The sequence below is a fragment of the Nitrospira calida genome (assembly GCF_976986435.1).
The window spans coordinates 3,354,057-3,375,923 of sequence record NZ_OZ335950.1 but is presented as its reverse complement, the minus strand read 5'-3'; the positions used below and the strand labels follow the sequence as shown (position 1 = coordinate 3,375,923).

Annotated in this window: 15 protein-coding genes; 1 reads left to right on the top strand and 14 read right to left on the bottom strand. The window is 62.6% G+C overall.

The window, feature by feature from the left end; genetic code table 11:
* Positions 1-93: 93 nt before the first annotated feature.
* The 5 genes from ACWHTU_RS16445 to ACWHTU_RS16425 form a co-directional block, all read right to left on the bottom strand.
* Positions 94-2,187: an ATP-binding protein gene (locus tag ACWHTU_RS16445; RefSeq protein ID WP_447860485.1), complete on the bottom strand. Its 2,094-nt coding sequence runs from the start codon at positions 2,185-2,187 to the stop codon at positions 94-96.
* Between the two features lie 248 nt (positions 2,188-2,435).
* Positions 2,436-2,813, bottom strand: a complete 378-nt coding sequence (locus ACWHTU_RS16440) for a c-type cytochrome (RefSeq protein WP_447860484.1) — start codon at positions 2,811-2,813, stop codon at positions 2,436-2,438.
* 4 nt (positions 2,814-2,817) lie between these two features.
* Complete coding sequence (locus ACWHTU_RS16435) at positions 2,818-2,976, bottom strand: FmdB family zinc ribbon protein (protein ID WP_447863383.1); 159 nt, start codon at positions 2,974-2,976, stop codon at positions 2,818-2,820.
* 100 nt (positions 2,977-3,076) lie between these two features.
* On the bottom strand, positions 3,077-5,503 hold the full coding sequence (locus tag ACWHTU_RS16430) for a Lon protease family protein (protein WP_447860483.1): 2,427 nt from the start codon (positions 5,501-5,503) through the stop codon (positions 3,077-3,079).
* Positions 5,500-6,042 (bottom strand): cold shock domain-containing protein, encoded by a 543-nt coding sequence (locus ACWHTU_RS16425; RefSeq protein ID WP_447860482.1) that lies wholly within the window; start codon positions 6,040-6,042, stop codon positions 5,500-5,502. Before ACWHTU_RS16425 ends, ACWHTU_RS16430 begins: the two co-directional genes overlap by 4 nt.
* 477 nt (positions 6,043-6,519) lie before the next feature.
* On the opposite strand from ACWHTU_RS16425, the gene ACWHTU_RS16420 reads away from it, so the two are divergent.
* On the top strand, positions 6,520-7,608 hold the full coding sequence (locus ACWHTU_RS16420; protein WP_447860481.1) for a phosphotransferase: 1,089 nt from the start codon (positions 6,520-6,522) through the stop codon (positions 7,606-7,608).
* 123 nt (positions 7,609-7,731) lie between these two features.
* On the opposite strand, the gene ACWHTU_RS16415 is transcribed toward ACWHTU_RS16420, so the two are convergent.
* From ACWHTU_RS16415 to treY, 9 genes are all read right to left on the bottom strand, one after another.
* A complete protein-coding gene (locus ACWHTU_RS16415) occupies positions 7,732-9,360 on the bottom strand; it encodes a putative maltokinase (protein WP_447860479.1) in 1,629 nt (542 codons plus the stop codon).
* A gap of 23 nt (positions 9,361-9,383) precedes the next feature.
* Positions 9,384-11,378, bottom strand: a complete 1,995-nt coding sequence (locus tag ACWHTU_RS16410) for an alpha-1,4-glucan--maltose-1-phosphate maltosyltransferase (RefSeq protein WP_447860478.1) — start codon at positions 11,376-11,378, stop codon at positions 9,384-9,386.
* A 70-nt stretch (positions 11,379-11,448) separates the two neighbouring features.
* Positions 11,449-12,150, bottom strand: coding sequence for a mechanosensitive ion channel family protein (locus ACWHTU_RS16405; RefSeq protein WP_447860477.1), 702 nt, complete (start codon positions 12,148-12,150; stop codon positions 11,449-11,451).
* 4 nt (positions 12,151-12,154) lie between these two features.
* Entirely contained in the window at positions 12,155-13,408 is a 1,254-nt protein-coding gene (locus ACWHTU_RS16400) for a glycosyltransferase (protein ID WP_447860476.1), read from the bottom strand.
* Entirely contained in the window at positions 13,405-14,604 is a 1,200-nt protein-coding gene (locus ACWHTU_RS16395; RefSeq protein WP_447860475.1) for a glycosyltransferase, read from the bottom strand. The genes ACWHTU_RS16400 and ACWHTU_RS16395 overlap by 4 nt, the downstream gene beginning before the upstream one ends.
* A gap of 85 nt (positions 14,605-14,689) precedes the next feature.
* The gene (gene treS, locus ACWHTU_RS16390; protein WP_447860473.1) at positions 14,690-16,423 is read right to left on the bottom strand and encodes a maltose alpha-D-glucosyltransferase; all 1,734 of its coding nucleotides are present in this window, start codon (positions 16,421-16,423) and stop codon (positions 14,690-14,692) included.
* Positions 16,392-17,090 (bottom strand): DUF5752 family protein, encoded by a 699-nt coding sequence (locus ACWHTU_RS16385; RefSeq protein ID WP_447860472.1) that lies wholly within the window; start codon positions 17,088-17,090, stop codon positions 16,392-16,394. The genes treS and ACWHTU_RS16385 overlap by 32 nt, the downstream gene beginning before the upstream one ends.
* Entirely contained in the window at positions 17,087-18,919 is a 1,833-nt protein-coding gene (locus tag ACWHTU_RS16380; RefSeq protein ID WP_447860471.1) for a glycoside hydrolase family 15 protein, read from the bottom strand. The genes ACWHTU_RS16385 and ACWHTU_RS16380 overlap by 4 nt, the downstream gene beginning before the upstream one ends.
* Before the next feature lie 20 nt (positions 18,920-18,939).
* Complete coding sequence (treY, locus tag ACWHTU_RS16375; RefSeq protein ID WP_447860470.1) at positions 18,940-21,867, bottom strand: malto-oligosyltrehalose synthase; 2,928 nt, start codon at positions 21,865-21,867, stop codon at positions 18,940-18,942.

Below are 21,867 nucleotides of genomic sequence, written 5' to 3'. Positions count from 1 at the left end.
TTGCCGTGCGACGCGCATGACCGGCGGGTTTGCCTTCTTCCATTTCCGCGAGTCACGCTGTTTTCACTTTTCTTTCCCGCAGCGTCAAACACGTCACGGTTCGCTTCGCCCGCCCATGGCTGCTCCTCCCGTTTCCGATCCAGCCAATACAGCATGGGGGAAAGTGGTCATGTCGCCGATCACCGGCAGGGAGAAGGTCACGGTGCAGCCCGGGCCGTCGGCATTGGCGTCAATGCGCACCTGTCCGCCGTAGAGTTCCACGATGCGTTGGACGATGGTCAGGCCGATCCCGCTGCCCGGGGCCTGGTCCGGCCGCAACCGGACGAACGGCTGGAAGACCCGCTCCCGATGTTCGGGCGGAATGCCGACGCCGTTGTCGCGCACCGCGAACCACACCCGGTGGTCGCGGCAGTCCGCCTGGATGGTGATCGCTGGCGCCGCCTCCGGCCGGGCGAACTTCAGCGCGTTGGACAGCAGGTTGTCGAAGACCTGGCGCAGGTAGGCGCCATGGCAGGCGACGGGCGGCACCGCCAGGCTGACCGCGACCCGGGCACCGCGCGCCTCCAGTTCTCCCGCGCGGGCTTTCAGCACGTCGTGGACCACCGTCGCCGCGTCCACCGCCTCTACGGCACTCGCGCGGGCGCCGACCCGGGCCACCGTCAGCAGGCTCTCCACCCGCGCCTCCAGCTCCCGGGCGTTCTCTTCGATCAAGGCCAGCCACCGCGCCGCCGGAGCGGGGAGCGCGGCGCCGTACTCCTGCTGCAACAGCGCGGCGAGGCTGCCCATGCGTTTGCCGGGCGCTTTGAGGTCGTGGGCGAGGGTTTCAGCCAGGTGTTCCAACTGCCGCAGCCGCGCGGCCAGGTCCTTCTGCTTCTGGTGCGCCTGCTCGTAGAGCCGGGCGTTGGCGATGGCCAAGGCCGCCTCTTGCGCCAACCCTTGCGCCAAGCGCACGTTCCAGCCAGCCGGGCCGCGATCCTCTTCCTTCAGCAGCAGCAGCACGCCGAAGGGGGCCCCCTGGGCCAGCAGCGGGATCGCCAGCACGCTGTCGCCGATGAGATTGCGCCGGCTCACTTGGGGGCGGTGGTCGCGGCGCAACTCATGGCCCATCGCCGGCTCGCGGGCGTCGAAGGCTCGCACCGCGACGGGGAATTCCTCCCACAGCATAACGGACTTGCGCAGGGTGTCACTCCACGCCCCGGAGGCGGCCTCGACGACCCAGCAGCCCATCGGCTCGTGGCGCAGCAGCACCAGGCAGACATCCGCTTGGGTCAAGTCCACGGCGCGGTCGACGATCCGTCGCAGGGAGCCGTCGAGGCCGTCGGGGCCGATGGTGTTGAGGTCGTGCCCGGTGGCGATGAGGGCTTCGAGCTCGCGGATGTGGGCACGGATCCGATGCGCCATCGCCTCATAGGCGCGCGCCAACTGGCCGATCTCGTCCAGCGATTGCACGGAAATCGCCGGGAGCGGCGCGTCCGCGGCCTGCGCCTCGCCCAAGCGCTCGACGGCGGCACGCAGCACGGCCAGCGGCTGGGTAATGGATTGCCCCAGCAGGCGCCCGCCCAGCGCGCCGAGCGCCAGCCCCCCGGCGAGCGCACCCAGCAAGCCCCAGAAGGTCACATGGGTGACGCCTTCTTGGTCGGCGGTCAGGCGGGCCAGTTCGCGGTCGAGATAGCCCTCCAGGGTCCGCAGGTCCTGCCGCACGCGATCTGACAACGTGAGCCCTTGCCCCGATCGCACGTAGGCCAACACCTCCTCCCGATGCCCCTGTTGGAGCCGTTGAATCAGGGTGTGTTTGGACTCGGTCAGGGCTTGCAGTTGTCGGCCGGCCCGGCGCACCGCTTCGGGCGGCACCCCGTCGACCTGCGCGACCAGGCGCAGCGTGCGCGCCAGCACCGGCTCCAGGTCCGCCTGCGCTTCCTGGAGAGGGGTCAGGAACGCCGGTTGCTGGGTGAGCAGGTAGCCGCGGAAGGCGTCTTCGGCGTCGACCGCCAGGCGACGAAGGACTTCGATCTGCTCGCGCGCGAGGTGGACTTGATGCCGCTTCTCCTGGAGCTGCAGCAGATGACGCACGAAGGCGAGATGCACGGCTAGCGCGACGAGCACGGGGACAAAACACCCGATGAGAATCAGCCAGAGCTTCTGCTGGACTTGGAGCTGACTCCACCATGTCCGCAGAGGAAAGATCATCGTGCTGGATCCGTGTTGATGAGGGACGGCGCTCGCCCGCGCGGGCGAGCCCGATGGTATTCGTCGCCTCAATGCGGTGTCAAGCCGGTAGCTTGTCTAAAAATAGCCCACAGCACATCACATATAGCGAGTAGTTGACAAGTAGCCAGTAGCTCCAACTTCTCTCTCATCATAGAGTAGAGTGAAGGACACCGAAGGAGGTCGAATGTGCTGCCAGCTATTTTCACAGCAGCGGGTGAGCGATGGGCTCATGGGACTTGTTGGGAAATGAAGCGGATATACGCCAACACTTCCTGCAGTTCGTCTTCCGTCAGTTTCCCTTGCCAGGCATGCATCGGGCTAAAGACCACGCCGTACTCGATGATGCGCAGGAGTTCTTCGTCAGACTTCAGCATCGAGACGGCACGATGAAAATTCGCCGGCCTCGTCCCCAACGAGGCAGCTTCAGGGCCGTCACCCCGGCCGCTGACGCCATGGCAGGCCAGGCAATGCCGTTCATAAACCGCCTGGCCGCGGTTCACGTCGGCTCCGCCGTCCTGGGCCCCCAGATCGGCCGCCATCATGCCAAGCACCGCGCTCAACATGATGAAACCGAATGCGCGCCGTAGAACCAGGCTGCGGTCCATGCCCTCAGCTCTTTTTGGCGGTGTGGGGGACGAAGGAAGTGATCATCTGCCGCATGTTCGTGCTCCCGCAGGCAGGGCATTTCACTTCGCCCTTCTCATGCTGTTGCAGGGTCAGCACGAGCAAGGATTCCTTCCCACAGTCTAGGCATTTGTACTCATACATCGGCATGGGTCGCTGCGCTCCAATTCCGAATTGGAATTGTGAATTATGAAAATTGGGAATGTTGCATCAAGTTCAGCATTCAGAATTCATCATTCAGTCGCTACTCTTTGGCCGCTTCCAGCCGCTCCGAACCACTCCATGCCGCGACCGCGTGCGCCATTTCGGCGAGACGTCTAGCTACGCGCCCGTAGATGCTGTCAGGCGGATAATCTCCATCGGGTGCTCGCTCTCCGGCCGGGATTCCGGTCAGGAGTTCCAAGGCTTCTTCTACGGTATTCACACCGTAGACGGCGAACGTGCCGGCTTCGACGGCGTCGACGACTTCGCGCCTCAACGACAGGTGTTTCGTATTGCGGGCTGGAATAATGACCCCATGGCGCCCCATGAGCCCGCGTTTCTTGCAGGATTCAAAAAACCCTTCGATTTTTTCGTTCACGCCACCGATCGGCTGTACTTCACCCAGTTGATTGACCGAGCCTGTGACCGCCAGCCACTGCCGCACGGGCACGTCAGCCAGACTGGAAAGGACCGCGGCCAACTCGGCGACGGCGGCGCTGTCCCCCTCGACCTCCGAGTAGGTCTGCTCGAACGTGAGGCTTGCGCTCAAGGCGAACGGATGGGCGCCGGCGAATTTTCCAGCCAAGAAGCCGGCCAAGGTCATCACGCCCTTGCTGTGAATATGCCCGGCCAGCTCGGCTTCCCGCTGGATGTCGATGAGTCCCTTGGTACCGACAAACGTTCGGGCGGTGATCCGGCAGGGGCGGCCGAATGAATAGTCGCCCAGTTGGTGAACTGACAACCCGTTGACCTGGCCGACAACCTCGCCCTCCAGATCGACCAGAATGGTGCCTTCTTTGATCTCGTCCTGGATCCATTGCTCGGGCAGGTTGGCCCGACGTCGCTTCCGTTCGATCGCGGTCTCGACGTCGGCCTGGGTTACCAGGCTGCGTCCTTCCTGCTTGGCCCAGAACGCGGCTTCGCGCACCAGGTCGCTGATCTGGCTGAATCGAAGGGAAAGCCGGTCGTGGCGTTCCGCGAGACGGAATCCCTCACGGAGCACCTCGGCAACCGCGTCTGCTGTGAAGTGGGGGAGCTGCTCATCGCGGCACAGGCGGGCGATGAACCGGGCATACTGCCGCTCCTGGTGCTCATCGTGGTGCACGTCGATGTCGAAGTCGGCTTTCACCTTGAAGATCTTCGAAAAATCCTCTTCATACGCTTGCAGGAGATGGTAGATGATCGGGGGGCCGACCAGGATCACTTTGACGTCGACGGGAATCGACTCGGGTCTGAGGCCGGCAGTCGAGAGCCCGAAGAACTCGCTCGGATCTTCGATCTTAACCGATCGCGTCTTGATGACGCGCTTCAGGGCATCCCATGAAAAGGGTTGGCGCAGGACATCAAGCGCGTTGAGGATCAGGAAGCCTCCGCTCGCCTGCAACAGCGCCCCAGCACGGATTTCGGTGAAATCGGTGTACATCACGCCCAGGTGGGCTTTCCGTTCGATCTTCCCGACGAGGTTGGCATAGGTCGGATGCGGTTCATCCACCACCGGTGCCCCGCTGTCAGCCTTGTGCTCCACCACGACGTTGACCTGGTAGCGGGTCAAGTCCGAGCGTCGTCCCGGCGGCTCGAGCCCCGGGATCGGCAACACCGGACTTTCGCGCGGAAGGAAATCCTTATAATTGGCGATCACGTCCTTACGGACTTCGTCCAAGTAGGCGCAGACCGCCGGCAGGTCGGCGTACCGATCTCTCAAGGGCTGAAATCGCGCGTCCAGCACATTGGCGACGAGTTGTCGATCCATCTCATGAAGCCGCTGCTCGGCTTCATGGTCCAGGGTATGGACCCGCACGTGGAATTCGCGGATTTCGCTTTCCAGCGTCTTTCTCCGTTCCGTCAGTTCGCGCTGCTCCTCGTCCGACAGGGCCTCAATCTCCTGTTCAGTCATTGGGCGACCGGCCCGGAGAGGGACCAACCCGAAGCCGATTGGCGTTTCCTCAAACCCGAATCCGCGCTCCCGGCAGAGCTCAGCCAAGTCCCGGAACAACGCTTTTTTCTTTCCTTCGGTTTCTTCGATCAGCTTGGCCTTCGCATCGAGATACTTCTTGGTCTCGAAGATCGCGGGAATTTCCCGCCGGAGTCCGTCGATGAATGCGGCCATGTTGCGCATGAGGGGCCGGCCTTGACCCGCCGGGAGAGCCAGGCAGATCGGCCGGGTGGGATCATGGAAGTTATTGACGTAACACCAATCCGGCGGGGCAGGCGATGACTGCGCCAACCGGGCGACCATCTGGCGGACAAGCGAACCTCTGCCCGTCCCGGCCGGCCCAGAGACATAGAGGTTAAATCCGGCGCTCTGCATCCGCAGGCCAAATTCCAAGGCCTCGACCGCCCGTTCCTGCCCGATAATGTCATCAAGCGGATCGAGTTCGCTGGTGTCTGCAAAGCCGAGCCGGCTCGGTTCGACCGTAGGCGCCAACATCGAAGCCGGCAGTTTGAACTTGTCCATCACGTCGGCGTTCATTCGATCACCGGCACGGGATTCACGGTGGTGGCTTGAGGACCTTTCTCGCCTTCTTCAACGTTAAACACGACCTCGGTCCCGTCTTCGAGTTCGTCGAATGACAGGCCGTGGAGCGCGTTCTTATGAAAGTACACCTCGCCTCCGCCCTCCATGAGAATGAATCCATACCCTTCTTCGGGGAACAGTTTGCAGACGACACCGCGGAACGGGGGAAGTGGCGGGGTGCGGATTTCGGTGCTGGCACGCTTTTCACGGAATTTGCGCAGTTCGATCGCGACGGCGTCGAAGGCGGCGCGGATGGCTTCCTCGAACGTCTTGTCCGCTTTCCGAGCCGTGATCGTATGACGTCCGGATAGGGTGATGACAACGAGTGCTTCGGCCACGTTTTTAAGCTTTTTATGGTGGCGGTTCTTGGTCAAGGTCACACGCCCATGAATCAGATCATTGTGACCGCGTTGCAGATCGTTCATCCGTTCCTCTATCTCGGTTTTCCATCGCGGCGTCATCGCCACGTTGCGGCTCTCGATTTCTAGGTCCATCGCGCCTCCTGATCCTGAAGAGAGGGTATCCATCCGTTGGATCAGCAAACGATATGCCTTGAGCAAACCCAGGCGGGGGATGAGAGGCTAAGGTGGGGGAATGAAGAAATTTTAAGGAAGGTTGGTCCAAGGGAGGTTCAGAGTGAGCAGAGAGGATGTTCAATGGCCGACACGCAAAAGTCCGCGCGAACATTCAACATTCCCAATTTCTTCTTTCCCAATTCTCATTCATTCCTGCTCCATTCTGGCCGCCTCTCCTTCCTGGCCACATATTCCTAGCCGGCTCACCGACTGGCGCATAATTCCTCAGTCTCTTTTCCAAGACTGCAGCCGAATGCAGCACTCCAAGGCATGTTTTTCGGGACAGGGAGCATGCCAATTCTAAATTCTAAGTTCCGAATTCTGAAGTTGTGGCGGGGCATTTCTGAAAATTTCCTTTATTGTCGATTTGGAACATGACTTGCGTAAGGAGTCTGTATGCCGACGCTCCAGCGAGCGAAGTTAGAAGCCTATTTGCGGCAACGATTCGGTTCCGCCACCCGGCTGATCTCCTTCGGACCCATCGGGAAGGAGACCGCAAGGGACAGTTATAAGCAATACGGATACGGAGCACCGGTTCGACTCACGTTTCAGGTGGGCCGGACGATCCGGCAGGCCGTGTTGGAGACAATGAGCCCCGGGCCCTTCGGCCACGAGCACATGGCGGACCGGGCGCAGGCCCTTCTCTGGGACTATGATTCTTACGGCCGCCTGCCGCGACATGTGAAGGCTCTCGATGTCGGCGCGTTCACCAAAGACCATGCGCTGTTTTCCGTCGCGGCCGCGCGCGAGTTCTTTGTGCTCACAGCTTGGGCGGAGGGGGCGAGCTATCACACCGATCTCGAACGGCTGACGAAGGAGAGCAGGTTGCGGGATCTCGATCGGCGACGCGCGGCTGGCCTGGCGCGTTACCTGGCGGCGATCCATCGGGTCAAACGGCGCGATCCCGACTTGTATCGGCGGAGGCTGCGCGAGCTGATCGGCCACGGAGAATGCATTATGGGATTGACCGACAGCTATCCGACGCGCTTTGCGTTTATCACCAGCGAGCTCCTGCGGTCGATCGAAGAAGCCTGCAACCGCTGGCGATGGCGCTTGCGGAACCGGACCGGCCGTCTTTCCCAAGTTCACGGGGACTTTCACCCGTGGAATGTCTTGTTTCGTCGCGGCACGGATTTCAGCGTGTTGGACCGTTCGCGCGGGGAGTGGGGCGAGCCGGCCGATGACGTGACGGCGATGTCGATCAACTATCTCTTTTTCTCCTTGTGCCGCTGGGGGAAGCTGCAGGGGCCGCTAGAGGTGCTGTTCCGTATGTTCTGGGAGACCTACCTGTCGGCGAGCAAAGACCGCGCGGTCACCAAAACGGCCGCGCCGTTCTTCGCGTTCCGCGGGTTGGTCATTGCGAGTCCCTTGTGGTATCCGGACCTGACCATCCAAGTCCGCCGGACCATCTTCCGCTTCGTCGAAAATGTGCTGGCCGCCGACCGTTTCGACCCTGCTGAGGTGAACCGGTACCTGCGGGAATGAGACAATGCCACTCGTGTAAAGAGACGAGTCTCTTTCAACGGCGATCGTCGATTGACCGATGATGAAACGACGAATTAATGCCTGCGTTCCGCTCGGAGAAAAGCGCGATCGGTGCCAGCCGCTCTACGTGAGGAGCTGGCGCAGGCCGCGCAGCGGAATCCGGACCCAGTCCGGGCGATTGTTCAGTTCGTATTTCAATTCATAAAGCGCTTTTTCGACGAGGTACAGGCGAAGCAGTTCTTCGGTCTGCGCCGTCGATTCGACTCGGCAGGCGGTGGTGCGGGCCGTCTCTCGGTAGGCCCGGAGAAAGGTCGTACACACCCACCGATACCAGTCGTCGGCCGATCTCTCGGCAAGACCGTTTGTTCGCGCGCGCTGTTCGAACAGGACCGCCGACACGGCATAGTGAAACGAACGCAGCATCCCCGCAACGTCGAGCAGCGGCACGTGCTTGGCTCGTCGCTCGCTCAGCGGGCGGTCGGGCTCGCCTTCGAAATCGATGATCACGAAGTCCCGGCCCGTGTGAAGCACTTGCCCCAAATGGAAATCGCCGTGACAGCGGATACGAAACGCGGCGGGCTGGAGGCCACGCCATATCTCCAGGCGGCGAGACAAACGTACGTTCCGATTGAGAACGTCGTCGGCCTCTCTGCGCACCTGGTCTGGGAGATCGGCCTGCCGCTGGCGCAGCAAGTCGAACACCTGGCTTGCCGACCGCACGATCGATTCGCAACGTTCCCACAGGTAGGCGGCGGAAACCGGTTCCGGCGCGAAGTCAGGATGAGGGGATGACGCCATCGCCGTGTGCAATTCGGCGGTGCGCTGGCCCAACAGTTGAGCCGAGTCCAGATACGGACCGAGCCGCGCTTCGGCCTGTTGCGGGACGGAGCCGTCAAGCAGCGCGGACAGCAGGTCCTCTGGCTCCGCCGTGTCGTCGGAAACCGTGGGAGTCGGCCGCTCTTGGGCGAAGTAGGCGCGCAGCGAGTCCAGCGTGTATCCCCAGGCGTCGCCCCGATTGGGCACGAAGCCTTGAAGGACGGCCAAGGTCGCCGGTTCGCCCGTCCCCCGGAAGTACTCGATCGCGCCCAGGAGGGGCGGGACATGGGGAAACCGTCGCTCGGTGAGATGCCGGCCGATTTCCAGGTCCGGATTGATTCCGTCTTCGAAGCGCCGATACAGCTTCAAGATTGCCCGTTCGCCGCACCGCACAGAGGTGTTACTTTGTTCCGCCGTGATCACCCTCGGAGCCGGCAGGGCGCCGATCGCGTCCAGCTCCGCATACGCGTGCGTGGAGGTCGCGATCATTTCGCCCGCTGTGCCGGCGAAGCGCTGGCCCTGCCCGATCGCCTCGAGCAGGGTCCTGGTCACGTCCGGGTTCCATAACGCGTCATAGAGAACGCCGTTGCCTAGGTCGTCGTCCGGGTTCGCGAACAACCGGCCGATCACCGCGGCGCTCGATTCGCTCTCGATCCGAACGGCCGCTTCACCGAACGCGGCGGCCAGGGGAATCTGGTATTGTTCGCTTTCTCCTTCCTCGTAAACGACGTGACTCAACAGCACCACGGCATGAGTCTTCGCCGTACGAATCGGAACCGCATCGCTCACCGTGACGGATTTGATCCGTCTGGCCTTTCCCCCGAACCAGCGGCGGGTCGGCAGCGTGTCGCGTAGCAGGGCTTCCAACGCCTCTTTCGTCTGCCCCTCCCACAGCGTGTCCCAGCGGCCGGTGAGCCTCGACGTCATGCGATCCATCGCGCCGTCCGTTCCTTGCACGGTCACAGGTAGTAGTCGAAGTCCCGTTCGGTCCGGACCCGGCGTCGAACCCGAAAAATGTGCGCCGGCACGGTCCGCGGATCGAGCTGGACATAATTTCTCGCTCCCTTCCAGAGATAGTACGTATCGGTCAGGAGGTCGTGGACCTGGTACGGTACGTCGGGGTTGATGCCGAGCTCGTCCAGCTTGAGTTCCACCCAGCCGGCATGGATGTGCACGGGGCTGAGGTTGACGACCGTCACCACGATGTTGGATCGATCTTCCGTACGCTTGCTGTAACACAGCAACTCGTCGTTGTCGACCGGATGGAACCGCAGGCTCCAGTCGTTCTGCAAGGCGGGATTGTCTCGCCGGATCGCGTTCACGCGGGCGATGAAGTCCCGCAGACTGTCCGGCCGCTCGATGTCCCAATGCTTGATTTCGTATTTTTCCGAGTCGAAATACTCTTCGCTTCCTTCCTCATAGGGACAGTGCTCGCACAGCTCGAACGCCGGGCCGTAGATGCCGTAACTGGCGCCCAGGGTGGCTGCCAGAGCTAGCCGGATCATGAATGCCGGCCGGCCTCCGCGCTGCAAGTATTCGGTGAGAATGTCCGGCGTGTTGGGCCACAGATTAGGGCGGAAATACTCCCGCACCTCCGTTTGGGTCAGCTCCGTGAAATATTGCATCAGTTCCGTCTTGGTGTTGCGCCAGGCGAAATAGGTGTAGGACTGGGTGAAGCCCAGCTTGGCCAGTCGGTACATGACCTTCGGCCTGGTGAAGGCCTCAGACAAAAAGATGACGTCGGGGTGTCGCCGTTTGATGTCCGCGATCAACCATTCCCAGAATGGAAACGGCTTGGTATGGGGATTGTCCACGCGGAAGATGCGGACCCCCTGGTCGATCCAGTAGGTAACGACGCTCTTCAATTCCCGCCACAGCTCCTGCCAATCCTCGGTCTCAAATTCCAGCGGGTAGATATCCTGGTACTTTTTGGGTGGGTTCTCCGCGTACTGGACACCGCCGTCCGGCCGTCGCCGGAACCAATCCGGGTGTTCCTTAACATAGGGATGATCAGGCGAGCACTGGAAGGCCAAGTCCAGCGCGATTTCGAGACCCTGCTCCCGCGCCTTGGCGAGCAGACGGTGGAAATCGCTCAGGGTGCCCAGTTGCGGATGGATCGCCTTGTGCCCGCCCTCCTCGGCGCCGATGCCCCAGGGGCTTCCAGGATCGTCGGGTCCGCTAACCGGCCGGTTGTTCTTTCCCTTGCGGTGCGTCCGGCCGATCGGATGAATGGGCGGAAAGTACAGCACGTCGAAACCCATCGACGCGATGTAGGGAAGCCGGTCTTCGCAATCCCGAAAGGTCCCGTGCCGACCTGGTTCGGAGGAACAAGACCGAGGAAACATTTCATACCAGGTGCTGAAGCGGGCCTTCTTACGATCGACCACGACCACCAGTTCTTTCTCATAGGTCGCGGCAAACCGCCGGTCGGCATGCCGCTCCATCAGTGTCGCCACCTCGTCGCTCAAGGCGATTCGGATCTGCTCCACAGGGTCTGCGCCCGCCGCCTCAAGGTCGTCGGCCGATCGGGCCAGCGCTTGCGCATCGGGACCGGCAGCGCGCCGGGCCACGTCCTTCAGCAACCCCGCGCCGATCAACAGGTCCACCGCTACGTCCTGACCTGCCTCGACTTTCTTGGCCAGATCGCGTCGCCACGACTTGAACCGATCCGCCCAGGCGGTCAACGTATACACGTACCGTCCCGGCTCCGCGACCCGAAACACGCCTCTCCAGCGATCGTTGGCTAGGAACACGAGCGGGACTTCGGTCCAATCAGGGTCCTGTTCCCTGCGGTACAGCAGCAGGCCGGAAAGCGCGTCATGCCCGTCGGCGAAGATGTCCGCTTCCACGACGACCGCTTCGCCGACAATGCGCTTAATCGGAAACCGGCCTCCGTCGATTTCCGGCGTAACATGTTCGATGACGACGCGGATTCTGCCTTCCGTACGCTGCATGTCCGCTCCTTCAGAAAACCAGCCGGTCGCGAACGGCAAACTGCCGAGAGCTGTTCGCCGACGCGTCCGCTTACAGATGCGAAATGTCTTCCTCCCGTTCTCGGGCGTCGCGGAGGCGGCGTTCCAGCGCTTCCTTTGCGATGTTTCTCCCGCCGAGGCCAAGCGCAATGGCCAGTGCCAACACGACGCCGCCGAACGTGATCGAAAAGGCCGCAACCACAATCTCCTTGGCGATCCCCAACTGAGTCAGGACCATCGCTGCCGTGAAAATCATGATCCCCCACCGGATCAGATTGGCGATAAGCCGGGCCTCCCGAATCTGTGCGTTTACAGCGGCGATCAAAGCCGCTTCGGCGAAAAAATTGGCCAGGAGCAGACCGAAGAGCAGCAGGAACAGTGCCGCCAGCAAGCTGGGCAGAAAGCCGAAGATGACATTCATCAGGCTAGTCGAGGCCGGCAGTTGGAGGGCGCCGAGGCCCATAAACGCGAACAACAGAAAAATCATCCAGAAGGCCAGTCGGCCGACAAGGTGGGCGGGAGACTGCCCGATGCCCGCCTTGATTAGCGAAGCGGTGAGCCCCCAGCGCTCGCAGAGCGAGTCGAACCGGACGGCACGGAGGAGGCGCAGCAGCACGACCTTCGCCAGCCACGCCGCCGCCAGTCCGGCCGCCACCAGGCTGATCATGGCGAGGAGATTGGGTAAGAACAGCGCGATCCGCTTCATGGTGTCCCGGAAGGCTTCGACCATCGCTTCTCGCCACAGTTCGCTCATCCCGCTACCTCCATCGCTGCAGCAAATACGGTTTCGTTGCTTCGTAGGTGGCACACAGCGATTCGACGGCCTGTTCGACCTCGGACTGGCCTCCGTCCTTCATGTCAAGCACGAAGGACGCGGTCCAGCCCAGGTAGAGGGGCGTCATGGCTTTCAGCAAGTGCTCCCGGTGCAGCAAACGCTCGTGATAGGCCAAGGCAAAGTCGTACACGATCTGGACCCAAAGTTGGACGGGCAGGCGAAACTCTTCGCTCTCGAGACCGCCCAACGGAAGCAGTTCGCTCAACGTCTCGTAAGGCAGGACGACTTCCCAGATCGGCAACAGGTCGCGGAGCCCCTGCTTGAACGCCTTCACCATGCGCGCCACGTTGATCGCGACCGGAGCCGTCTCCATTTCGAACGGGGGACCGAAGACCGGCACGGGCACGGAGGCCGTCACGTTTTGCCACTCCGTTTGGTAGCGCTCCATGAGCGTGAAGACCGCGCCGACCGCGCGGGTCAACTGCGCTGACAAGTCCGCCTTGCCGTCGCGAGGCGCGTGGAGTACCGGTCCCAAGTAGGCCTGACAGACACGCGCGTCCTCCGCCAACGCGGAGGTCAGCATCCAGATATCCAGACTCTGCCGGGTTACGACGCTTCCCCATTCGCCCTTGGCCGACCAGGCCGCGGCGCGCGCACCCGACACGCCGTAACCGCCGCCCGGCGCCTGGCGCGCGCGCTTCCCGTACAACGCGCGAGTCAACGGATAGACGACGCCGTTGCTCAGGCTCCCGTCGTATTTGTGACGGCGAAAGAGCGGCGCAACATAATCGAACCGCTCGTCGCGGATCGGTCTGATCAACAGGTCCATCCAGCCGGGTGTGATCGACAAAAGGTCGGCGTCGATCACTGCGCAAGCCTGCACCCGGAGGGCGGTGCCGATCGCGAAAAGGGTCCGGATCGCCTCCTCCATGGTTGCGGCACCCTGATACGGGGCGACGGTCAGCGGAGAAGGAGGCAGGGAAACGAGCAGCCGGAGCGGGGTCTTGAGCGCGGCGCGTTCCGCGATCGTCAGCGTCCCGTCCTGCGAGCCGCCGTCGCACACCGCGATCACGCAGCGTGCGTCCGGGAACCGCTCGATCAACCCTTGATCGACGGTCAGCAGCACCCGCTCGATGGTCTTAGCGTTGTTGTAGGTGGGCACTCCGACCAGAATGTCGGCGGCGCCGATCTCCGACAGCCGTCCGCGCACGTCGTGAGCGAGGAAGTCGAGTGTCATGGTCCGCTAAAGATCTTCAGCAAGGTCAGGTAGTCGCCGAGGTGCCGGGTGATCAGAAAATTGCGACGCACATGTTCCCGCGCGGCGCCGCCCATCCGGCCAATCAGCCCGGGGTTGTTCAGGAGGTGGCGGATACGGAAGGCGGCGCCCTCGGGGGAATGCACGGTATAGCCGGTCACGTCCTCGATGATCTGAGCCGCGATGCCTCCGGCCGTCCCGCCAATCACCGGCTTGCCTTTCCACATGGCTTCCGACACCGTTAGTCCGAATCCTTCTTTGAGGGACTTCTGGATCACAATCGTCGCCGCCCGCTGCAGGGCGTTGATCTCGAGGTCGGCTTCCGGCGGCAGTTGCAGCACGTGGATATCAGGGTCTCGTCCGGCGGCTTCCCGGACTTCGGCAAGCACCGCTTCTCCTTCGGGATCATGCGTCCCGCCGCTACCGGCCAAGACCAGTCGGCAGTTGTGATGCTTCTTGACCAGCCGGTAGGCCTGGATCACGCCGACCGGGTCCTTGAACCGTTCGAATCGGGAGACCTGCAGGAGGATCGGCTTGTCCCTCGGGATTTGCAGCCGGTCCATAATCGCGTGCACCTCGCTCCTGGCCAGTTCGCGGTTCTTGTGGCTCAGCGGGTCGATGGAGGGATGAATCAGAAATTGCGGGATCGGCAGGCGTTGGGTGAAATGGGGGAGCGAAAAGATCGCAGCGTCATACTTTACCACGTACCGGCGCAGGAAGCTCCACACCCGTCGCTGCGGCTGCGCGATGTCGAGGTGACAGCGCCAGATCCATGTGCCTTTCTTCCGATGCTCGACCAGCGCCGCGGGTTGTGGATCGTGGACCATGACGAGATCCGCCTCCAGGTTGAGGGTCTGGGCGTTCCGCTGGTTGATCTGCAGATAGGTCTGGTACATCTCCTCCGTGATCGTCTGCTCCTGGCCCTGCAGCGCGTTGGCGAAGCGTTTGGTGACGTCGAAGAATTCCTGGACGCCCGCGATGATTTCCCAGCGCGCCTCGACGCCCAAGCTCTTCATCATCGGCACGAGGCGGCGCAGGATTTCCGCGACGCCGCCTCCGTAGCGGACCGTGTTGACGTTGACGAAGCTCCGGCCCTTCACCAGCTCGCTGAGCCGGCAGAGAAAATCCACGGTTCCCTTGGGCGCGATCTCTCGATACTCGTCCAAGCTCGCGGTCATGGCGGCGGTGTCCTCACGCTCAAAACACTCCTGAACTGGCGGCTAGGATTGGGCGGTCGGCAGTCGGGAGTTCATAGTTCCTCGTTCAGATCGCGGTGCGTTCGATGCCATAAAGATTGTCCTCGCCGTCCTTCGAGCGAAGCAGGAACCAGTAGTACCCGTAGGGGCCTACGCTGAGTACGTACGGACGGTCGCCGATCGGGGGAAACCGGGACTCGCCGAACAGCTCGATCGGCGTCGAGCCGCGGAACTGGCTCAGGTCCAGCTCGACCGGCTGGGCCGAGCCGGCGAGATTGTGAACCAGGAGGACAGTCTCCCCGCGGTAGGCCCTCACGTGGACCAGCACCTTCTCGTTGGCGTGCGGGAGAAATTCCATCGTTCCGCGGCCGAACACGGGCCGAGCTTTTCTGATACGGATCAATTGCCGCATCCAGTTCAAGAGGGAATGCGGAGTCTGGATCTGCGATTCCACGTTGATCGCCTGATAGCCGTACACCGGGTCTGCGATCACTGGCAGGTAGAGCTTCGCCGGGTCGGCTTTGGAGAAGCCGGCATTCCGGTCTCCCGTCCACTGCATTGGGGTGCGCACGCCGTTCCGGTCGCCAAGGTGGATGTTGTCACCCATGCCGATCTCGTCGCCGTAGTAGACGATCGGGCTACCGGGCAGCGTGAACACCAAACTGTTCAGCAACTCAAGCTTGCGCCGGTCGTTCTCCAGTAGCGGCGCGAGCCGCCGCGCAATCCCGATGTTGCGCCGCGCCTGCGGATCCCGCGCATAGGCATAGTACATATAGTCCCGCTCCTCGCCGGTGCACATCTCCAACGTCAACTCGTCGTGATTCCGGAGAAAGAGGCACCACTGGCAGTTCTCAGGAATGGGCGGCGTGTGCGTGAACATGTCGATGATCGGCTGGCGATCCTCGCTCCGCACACTCATGAACAGCCGCGGCATGAGGGGGAAGTGGAACGCCATATGGAACTCGTCGCCGTCGCCGAAGTAGGGGCGCACGTCGGCCGGCCACTGGTTCGCTTCGGCGAGGAGGATGCGTCCGCAGTACCGTTCGTCGAGGTACCGGCGGATCTCCTTCAGATAAGCGTGCGTCTCGGGCAGGTTTTCGCAAATCGTGCCTTCCCGCTCGAACAGATAGGGCACGGCGTCGCATCGAAACCCATCCAACCCCAGATCCAGCCAATAAGTCATGACATCCAGCATGGTCCGGCGCACCTCAGGATTCTCGTAGTTGAGGTCCGGTTGGTGGCTGAAGAAGCGGTGCCAATAGTAGGCTTGCGCCTCCGGGTCCCAGGTCCAGTTGGACTTTTCCGTGTCGATGAAGATGATCCGGGCCCTGCTGTATTTCTGATCGGTGTCGCTCCAGACGTAATAATGACGCCGGGGCGAGTGAGGCGACCGCCGCGCCTCCTGGAACCAGGGATGCTGATCGGACGTATGGTTCAGCACCAAGTCCGCGATCACGCGGATGCCGCGCCGATGGGCGTCGTCGAGGAACACGCGCACATCCTCCAGTGAGCCGTAGTCCGGATAGACGCCGAAGTAATCCGACACGTCGTACCCGTCGTCCCGCAACGGCGACGGGAAGAAGGGCAGCAGCCACAGGCAATCGACACCCAGCCATTGCAGATAGTCCAACTTCTCCCGGAGGCCACGGAAGTCGCCGATGCCGTCGTCATTGCCGTCGTAGAAGGCCTTGACATGCAGTTCGTAGAAGACCGCGTTCTTGTACCAGTGTTCGTCGATGCTCAGCACGGTGTCCTTCCTTTCCGTTCGTTCACGGCTCGCCGGTCCGGTCCAGGAATTCATCGCAGGCGACCAGCAGGGCGGAACGGAGACGTTCCAGGCTCCCGACGTACGGGTTGATGGCGCGGAGCCTGGCCGCTAGGTCGGGAAGTCCCAACGCTTGCCTGACCCAGAAGGAGAAATCGCTTTCTTCTCGACGGAGGCGGACCCGCGCTTCGAACATGTGATAATAAATCGCGCTGGCGTCCACCTCCGCCAACGCGTTCCGGAATTCGGGCAGGGTGCAGGCCTGCAGACCGGTCGGTACCTCGATGATGCGGGACTGATTGAAATGGAACGGTTCCCCGAAGATGACCCGGGGTACGACCGAGGTCCGCGACAGATGGTCGTCGATGATCGAGATGATCTCCTCCCGCAGTTCTTCCAGGCTCGCAAAGTCGAAGGGGTCCAGCACTGCCAGCCGTTCCCCGAGCACCCGGTCGCGAACCTGGGTGACCACCCAGTGGGCAAAGTCGTTAGCATAGGCACCGGCGATGGCGCTGTGGCGCAGGAAATAACTGTGCGTGTGGAAGTAGACGGAATCGACCGGCACCTCTTCCAGCAGTTCGGCCAATTCCTTTTCGTCGTTGGCTTTCTTGCCCAGCAGTTCCTGCAACTCACTGCACCCGATGAATGTGAATGGCGTGGCCGCCGCACTCGGACGCCGCTTTTCGCGCTCCTGCGGCGTCATAATGCTCCTCCCCGTCCCAGGTAGCGATCCAGATTGTACGCGGCGCTGATTAACCCGATATGCGTAAAGGCCTGAGGGAAATTGCCCAATTGCTCGCCCGTCGGCGACAGTTGCTCCGCGTACAGTCCCAGGTGATTGGCGTAGCTCAACATTTTTTCAAAGATCAGCCGCGCTTCTGCCAGCCGCCCGGCCCTGGTGAGCGCTTCCACCAGCCAGAAAGTACAGACGCTGAACGTGCCTTCGCCGCCGGGCAAGCCGTCCGGCGCGGCCCGCCCGATGCGGTAGCGGCGCACGAGACTGTCGGACACGAGCTCTTGCAGGGTCTGGTCCAGCGTGGAGAGCATGCGCGGATCAGTCGGCGAGACGAAGAACACCAGCGGCAGCAGTAAGTTACTTGCGTCCAGTTCCCGGCCGCCGTAGTGCTGGACGAAAGCGCCGGCCTCCGGGCTCCATCCGCGGCGCATGACATCGGTGTAAATCCGGTCCCGTTGGGCCGCCCAGACAGCGCGGTCCGCCGGGAACCCTCGCTTGTCGGCGATCCGGATCCCCCGGTCCAGCGCAACCCAGCACATGACCTTGGAATACACGAAGTGCTGGCGGCCGCCGCGCACCTCCCAGATGCCTTCGTCCGGTTGGTCCCAATGGGCGCAGACGTACTCCAGCAGCTTGGTCAGGTTGACCCACAAATCATAGCTGATCGGACGGCCGTGCTTGTTAAACAGATAGACGGCGTCCATCAGCGCGCCGTATATGTCCAACTGCAGTTGTCCCGCGGCGCCATTGCCGATGCGGACGGGACGCGACCCCCGATGCCCGGCTAGGTGCAACAGTTCCACCTCGGGCAGATCGTGCCGCCCGTCGATCCCGTAGACCGGCCGGAGTGCGCCGTCCGGCTCGAGTTCGTGGCAACGGGCGTTCAGCCATTCCATGAAGCGGCCGGCTTCCTGCGTGAACCCGAGGCGCAGCAGGGCGTACAGGGTAAAGGCGGCGTCGCGCATCCAGGTGAAGCGGTAATCCCAATTTCGCACGCCGCCCGGATCTTCTGGCAGGCTGGTCGTGGGCGCGGCCACAATAGCGCCGGTGGGGGCGTAAGTGAGGAGTTTCAAGGTCAGCGCCGATCGCTGCACCATTTCGCGCCACCGCCCGTGGTACTGACACTGGGCCAGCCACTTTCGCCAGAATGCCACGGTGTCCCGCAATGCCGAGTCGCCCGACTGCGGCACGTCCAGCAGTTCAGCATCGGCGCAGGTATCCAGATGAACGAGGAAGAACGTCACGCTTTGGCCAGCGGACAGGGTAAACTCCGCGGTGCAGGTTCCTTCCGAGATGGTGAACGGAACCGGGCTGACTAACCCGACGGCCATGTCGCCGGCGCGAAAGACCACTCCGCGCTTGTGCGCGACCGCGACGTGCCGGTCCCGTCCATAGTTGAAGGCCGGCGCGCATTCGAGTCGGAAGTGGACCCTGCCTCGCGCCACCGAGACGATTCGGATGATCTGCTGGCGACGTGGGCGAATGCCCGCTTCGTCCTGCTCGATCGGCATGAAGTCGGTGATCTCCCCAACTCCCTCAGTATGCAGAAATCGGGTGAGCAGCACGTTCGTCTCGGGCAGGTACATCTGTTTGCGGATTCCCCGGTCAGCAGGAGCGATAACGAAGCGCCCGCCGCGCCGCTCGTCCAGGATCGCCGCGAAGAGGCTGGGCGAGTCGAACGTCGGGAGACAGCACCAGTCGATCGAGCCGTCGAGGCCGACAAGCGCGACCGTGTGCAGGTCACCGATCACGCCGTGATCTCCGATCGCCGCGCCCGGCGTGTCCTGAACGCTCATGCCTCCGTCCCTCCGTTCGGTCACGAGATCCGTTCCAGCAAGGCGACCGGACAGGTTCTGAAGATCTCAGCCGCCGGCAACACCTGGGTCCCTTCTGCGTCGGTCGTCTTCAGCAATTCGCCGGTGAGAAGGTTCCGATAGAGCGATCCGGACCGCCACGACGGTACCGTGAGCCACGTGTCACCCCAGGCGCTGCGTCCCAGAGGGAACGACGCGGCGCCACGGCCCAGTCCAGCCGCCAAACGGGTGACCGCCGCTACCACCGCCTGATCCCGGTGAATCCGCGCATAGGCGACCAGGTGGTCCGGCCGGTCGCCGCGCGCCCCCAATGGCACGTACTCGCCACGCAGGAAGAGATCGGTATGCTCGCGGCGGTATCGCAGGCAGCTCGTGGTCACGTACAGTTTGATCCGTCCGTCGGCGTAGCTCTCCATCAGCCGCGCGACCAGGCCGCGCCGATCCGCTCCCGCTTCATCGCACGCCTTCTGCAGATCGGCGAGCAGGCCGGTCCGAAGGTCATAATCCACCGGGCGGCGGTTGTCGGGATCGACGAGGCTGAAGTCCCACAGCTCTGTGCCCTGGTAAAAGTCCGGAATGCCGGGCGCCGTGATTTTGAGCAATACCTGTGCCAGCGAATTGCAAGCGCCGTAGCGCGCGATCCGTTCCTGGAACGGCAGAAAATCCTCCAGAAAGGGGTTCGGCTTGCTGCGGTCCAGCAGCGCCGCGATAAAACGGAAGACCGCGGCTTCGTAAGCGTGGTTCGGATTGACCCAGCTCGTGTGGACCTTGGCCTCCCGCAACGCCTTCTGCATGTAGCCCTGGATGCGGTCGCAGAAGATCCGATATTCGCGGTCATCCGGTTGCGTCAGGGGCCAGACGCCCAGCAGCGTCTGGTACAGTAGGTATTCTTCGTTCCGGTCCGGCGCCGGCTGGCCGTCCACCTCGGTCTTCAGTTTCTTGTTCAACCGGCTCCAGCCGGTGACACGCACCCGCCACTCCTGCGGCAGTTCCGACAGGACGTTGATCCGGGCCCGCACGTCCTCGCTGCGCTTGGTGTCGTGCGTCGAGGTGGCTGACAGCGTGCAAGGCCAGCGGGCCTGGCGTTCGCGCATGCGCTTATGAAACAGGGCCGGCGGGACGCCGAACTGTTGCGGGTCTCCCCCGACCTCGTTCAATGAGACCAGCCGGTTGTACAGGTAAAACGCCGTGTCCTCGATCCCCTTGGCCGTCACCGGACTGGTGGTCTGTTGGAACTTCATCACGAACTGCAGTTGTTCCCGCCGGTCCTGCACGGTGCGCTCATCCCACTCTTTCAGCAGCAGGGTCTGGACGAAGTCGAACACCAGCCCGCTAAGGGCGGGGTTGCGCCGCTTGGCTCGGGCGACTGCCTGCCGGATGTACGTCCGATCCCGCTCCAGGACCGGCTCCGGGCCGTCGGTGACGTAGGTCCGGTAAACCGGGAAACAGGCGATGATTTCTCGGATCGCGTGCGTCAGACTGTTCAGGGTGAAATCGCGCGAGCGGCGGTCCCGCTCCGACAGTCGATTCAACTGGTGCCCGAGCACATTGATCTCGCTCGCCATCGAGACGCGCATGATGAGCTTTTTCGTCTCGTAAATCAGGTCGGCGTAGGACGGGCGGGTGCGGGTGAACCGCGCATACGTCTCGTCCATCGCCCGTTCGTGGGCCCCTTGGACGAACAGGCCGTTGACCAGGTTCAGGAAATCGTACCCGGTGGTGCCGTACACCGGCCAGGTCTCGGGCAAGGCCTCGTCCTTATCGAGGATTTTTTCCACCACGATAAACAATGGCCGGTCCGCGGCGGCATCCTGTTCCGAGGAACGCGGCAATTCGCGCGCCGCCCAGGCCTGCACCTGCCGGAGGTAACGGCCGGGGTCGTAAAGCCCGTCGACGTGATCGATGCGCAGACCCGTCACGACCCGCTCTTTCAACAGCGAGAAAATCAGTTTGTGGGTCTCACGGAGCACCGCCTCGTCTTCCATGCGAATGGCCGCCAACTCGTTAATATCGAAGAAGCGCCGGTAGTTGATCTCCTCGGATGCCACGCGCCAGAAGGCCAGCCGGTACGGCTGGTCGTTCAGCAGGTCGTCGAGCAGATCGAAACTGCGCGGATCGCCCTTGGTCCCGTTGAAGCGATGCACGTTCTCCTCGATAAACGCCGCGATGGTCGAACTGTCCCGCGCCAGCGCGGCCAGGCGCATCCGAGCGATCTCCTTCTCGCGGTAGCGTTCGCGCACCTTCGGCGGATCGATTTCCGTGCGGGCTGGCAGGTGGCGCAGCGCCGTGATGATGCTTTCGAGCTCCTGCACGTGCGGGGCGTCTTCGCCGGTCTGCGCGATCAACTGATCCAAGCGATAGGAGAGGATCTTCACCCAGGATTTGGGCGACACCGGCAGGGTGTGGTTGTAATAGCGGACGACGAAACTCCCGTCCACGAAGGCCAGCGCGATCTCTCCGTTTTCCAGTACCGCGCCGTAAAGATCGCCAAGGATGGGCAGCAACACCTTGCCGTCCAGTTCGCGCTTGAGCGGGTGCCAGTCGATGTCGAAGACGTTGGCGAAGCGTGAACTCGGCCCGTTTTCCAGTACATCCAGCCACCAGCGGTTGGCTGACTGTCCGATGCCCATGTGGTTCGGAACCAGGTCGAGCAGGTGTCCCATGCCGTGGGCTTGGAGCGACCGCACGAATTCCCGGTAGTCGTCTTCCGTGCCGAGCTCGGGGTTGAGGGCCGTCGGATCCACCACGTCGTAGCCATGGGTGCTGCCCGGCACCGCCTTCAGGTACGAGGAGGCGTAACAGTCTGTGATGCCGAGAGCATGGAGATACGGGACGATGCGCGTCGCCGCTTTGAAGGGGAAAGCCTGGTTGAACTGGATGCGATAGGTCGCGGACGGAAAGCGCGGCCCGCCGGCTGTAGACAGCTCCAT

What these genes read in the sequence shown, in the direction of transcription:
- ACWHTU_RS16445 (WP_447860485.1), bottom strand. Translation starts at nt 2,187, where the DNA reads ATGATCTTTCCTCTGCGGACATGGTGGAGTCAGCTCCAAGTCCAGCAG.
- ACWHTU_RS16440 (WP_447860484.1), bottom strand. Translation starts at nt 2,813, where the DNA reads ATGGACCGCAGCCTGGTTCTACGGCGCGCATTCGGTTTCATCATGTTG.
- ACWHTU_RS16435 (WP_447863383.1), bottom strand. Translation starts at nt 2,976, where the DNA reads ATGTATGAGTACAAATGCCTAGACTGTGGGAAGGAATCCTTGCTCGTG.
- ACWHTU_RS16430 (WP_447860483.1), bottom strand. Translation starts at nt 5,503, where the DNA reads ATGAACGCCGACGTGATGGACAAGTTCAAACTGCCGGCTTCGATGTTG.
- ACWHTU_RS16425 (WP_447860482.1), bottom strand. Translation starts at nt 6,042, where the DNA reads ATGGACCTAGAAATCGAGAGCCGCAACGTGGCGATGACGCCGCGATGG.
- ACWHTU_RS16420 (WP_447860481.1), top strand. Translation starts at nt 6,520, where the DNA reads ATGCCGACGCTCCAGCGAGCGAAGTTAGAAGCCTATTTGCGGCAACGA.
- ACWHTU_RS16415 (WP_447860479.1), bottom strand. Translation starts at nt 9,360, where the DNA reads ATGGATCGCATGACGTCGAGGCTCACCGGCCGCTGGGACACGCTGTGG.
- ACWHTU_RS16410 (WP_447860478.1), bottom strand. Translation starts at nt 11,378, where the DNA reads ATGCAGCGTACGGAAGGCAGAATCCGCGTCGTCATCGAACATGTTACG.
- ACWHTU_RS16405 (WP_447860477.1), bottom strand. Translation starts at nt 12,150, where the DNA reads ATGAGCGAACTGTGGCGAGAAGCGATGGTCGAAGCCTTCCGGGACACC.
- ACWHTU_RS16400 (WP_447860476.1), bottom strand. Translation starts at nt 13,408, where the DNA reads ATGACACTCGACTTCCTCGCTCACGACGTGCGCGGACGGCTGTCGGAG.
- ACWHTU_RS16395 (WP_447860475.1), bottom strand. Translation starts at nt 14,604, where the DNA reads ATGACCGCGAGCTTGGACGAGTATCGAGAGATCGCGCCCAAGGGAACC.
- treS (WP_447860473.1), bottom strand. Translation starts at nt 16,423, where the DNA reads ATGAATTCCTGGACCGGACCGGCGAGCCGTGAACGAACGGAAAGGAAG.
- ACWHTU_RS16385 (WP_447860472.1), bottom strand. Translation starts at nt 17,090, where the DNA reads ATGACGCCGCAGGAGCGCGAAAAGCGGCGTCCGAGTGCGGCGGCCACG.
- ACWHTU_RS16380 (WP_447860471.1), bottom strand. Translation starts at nt 18,919, where the DNA reads ATGAGCGTTCAGGACACGCCGGGCGCGGCGATCGGAGATCACGGCGTG.
- treY (WP_447860470.1), bottom strand. Translation starts at nt 21,867, where the DNA reads ATGGAGCTGTCTACAGCCGGCGGGCCGCGCTTTCCGTCCGCGACCTAT.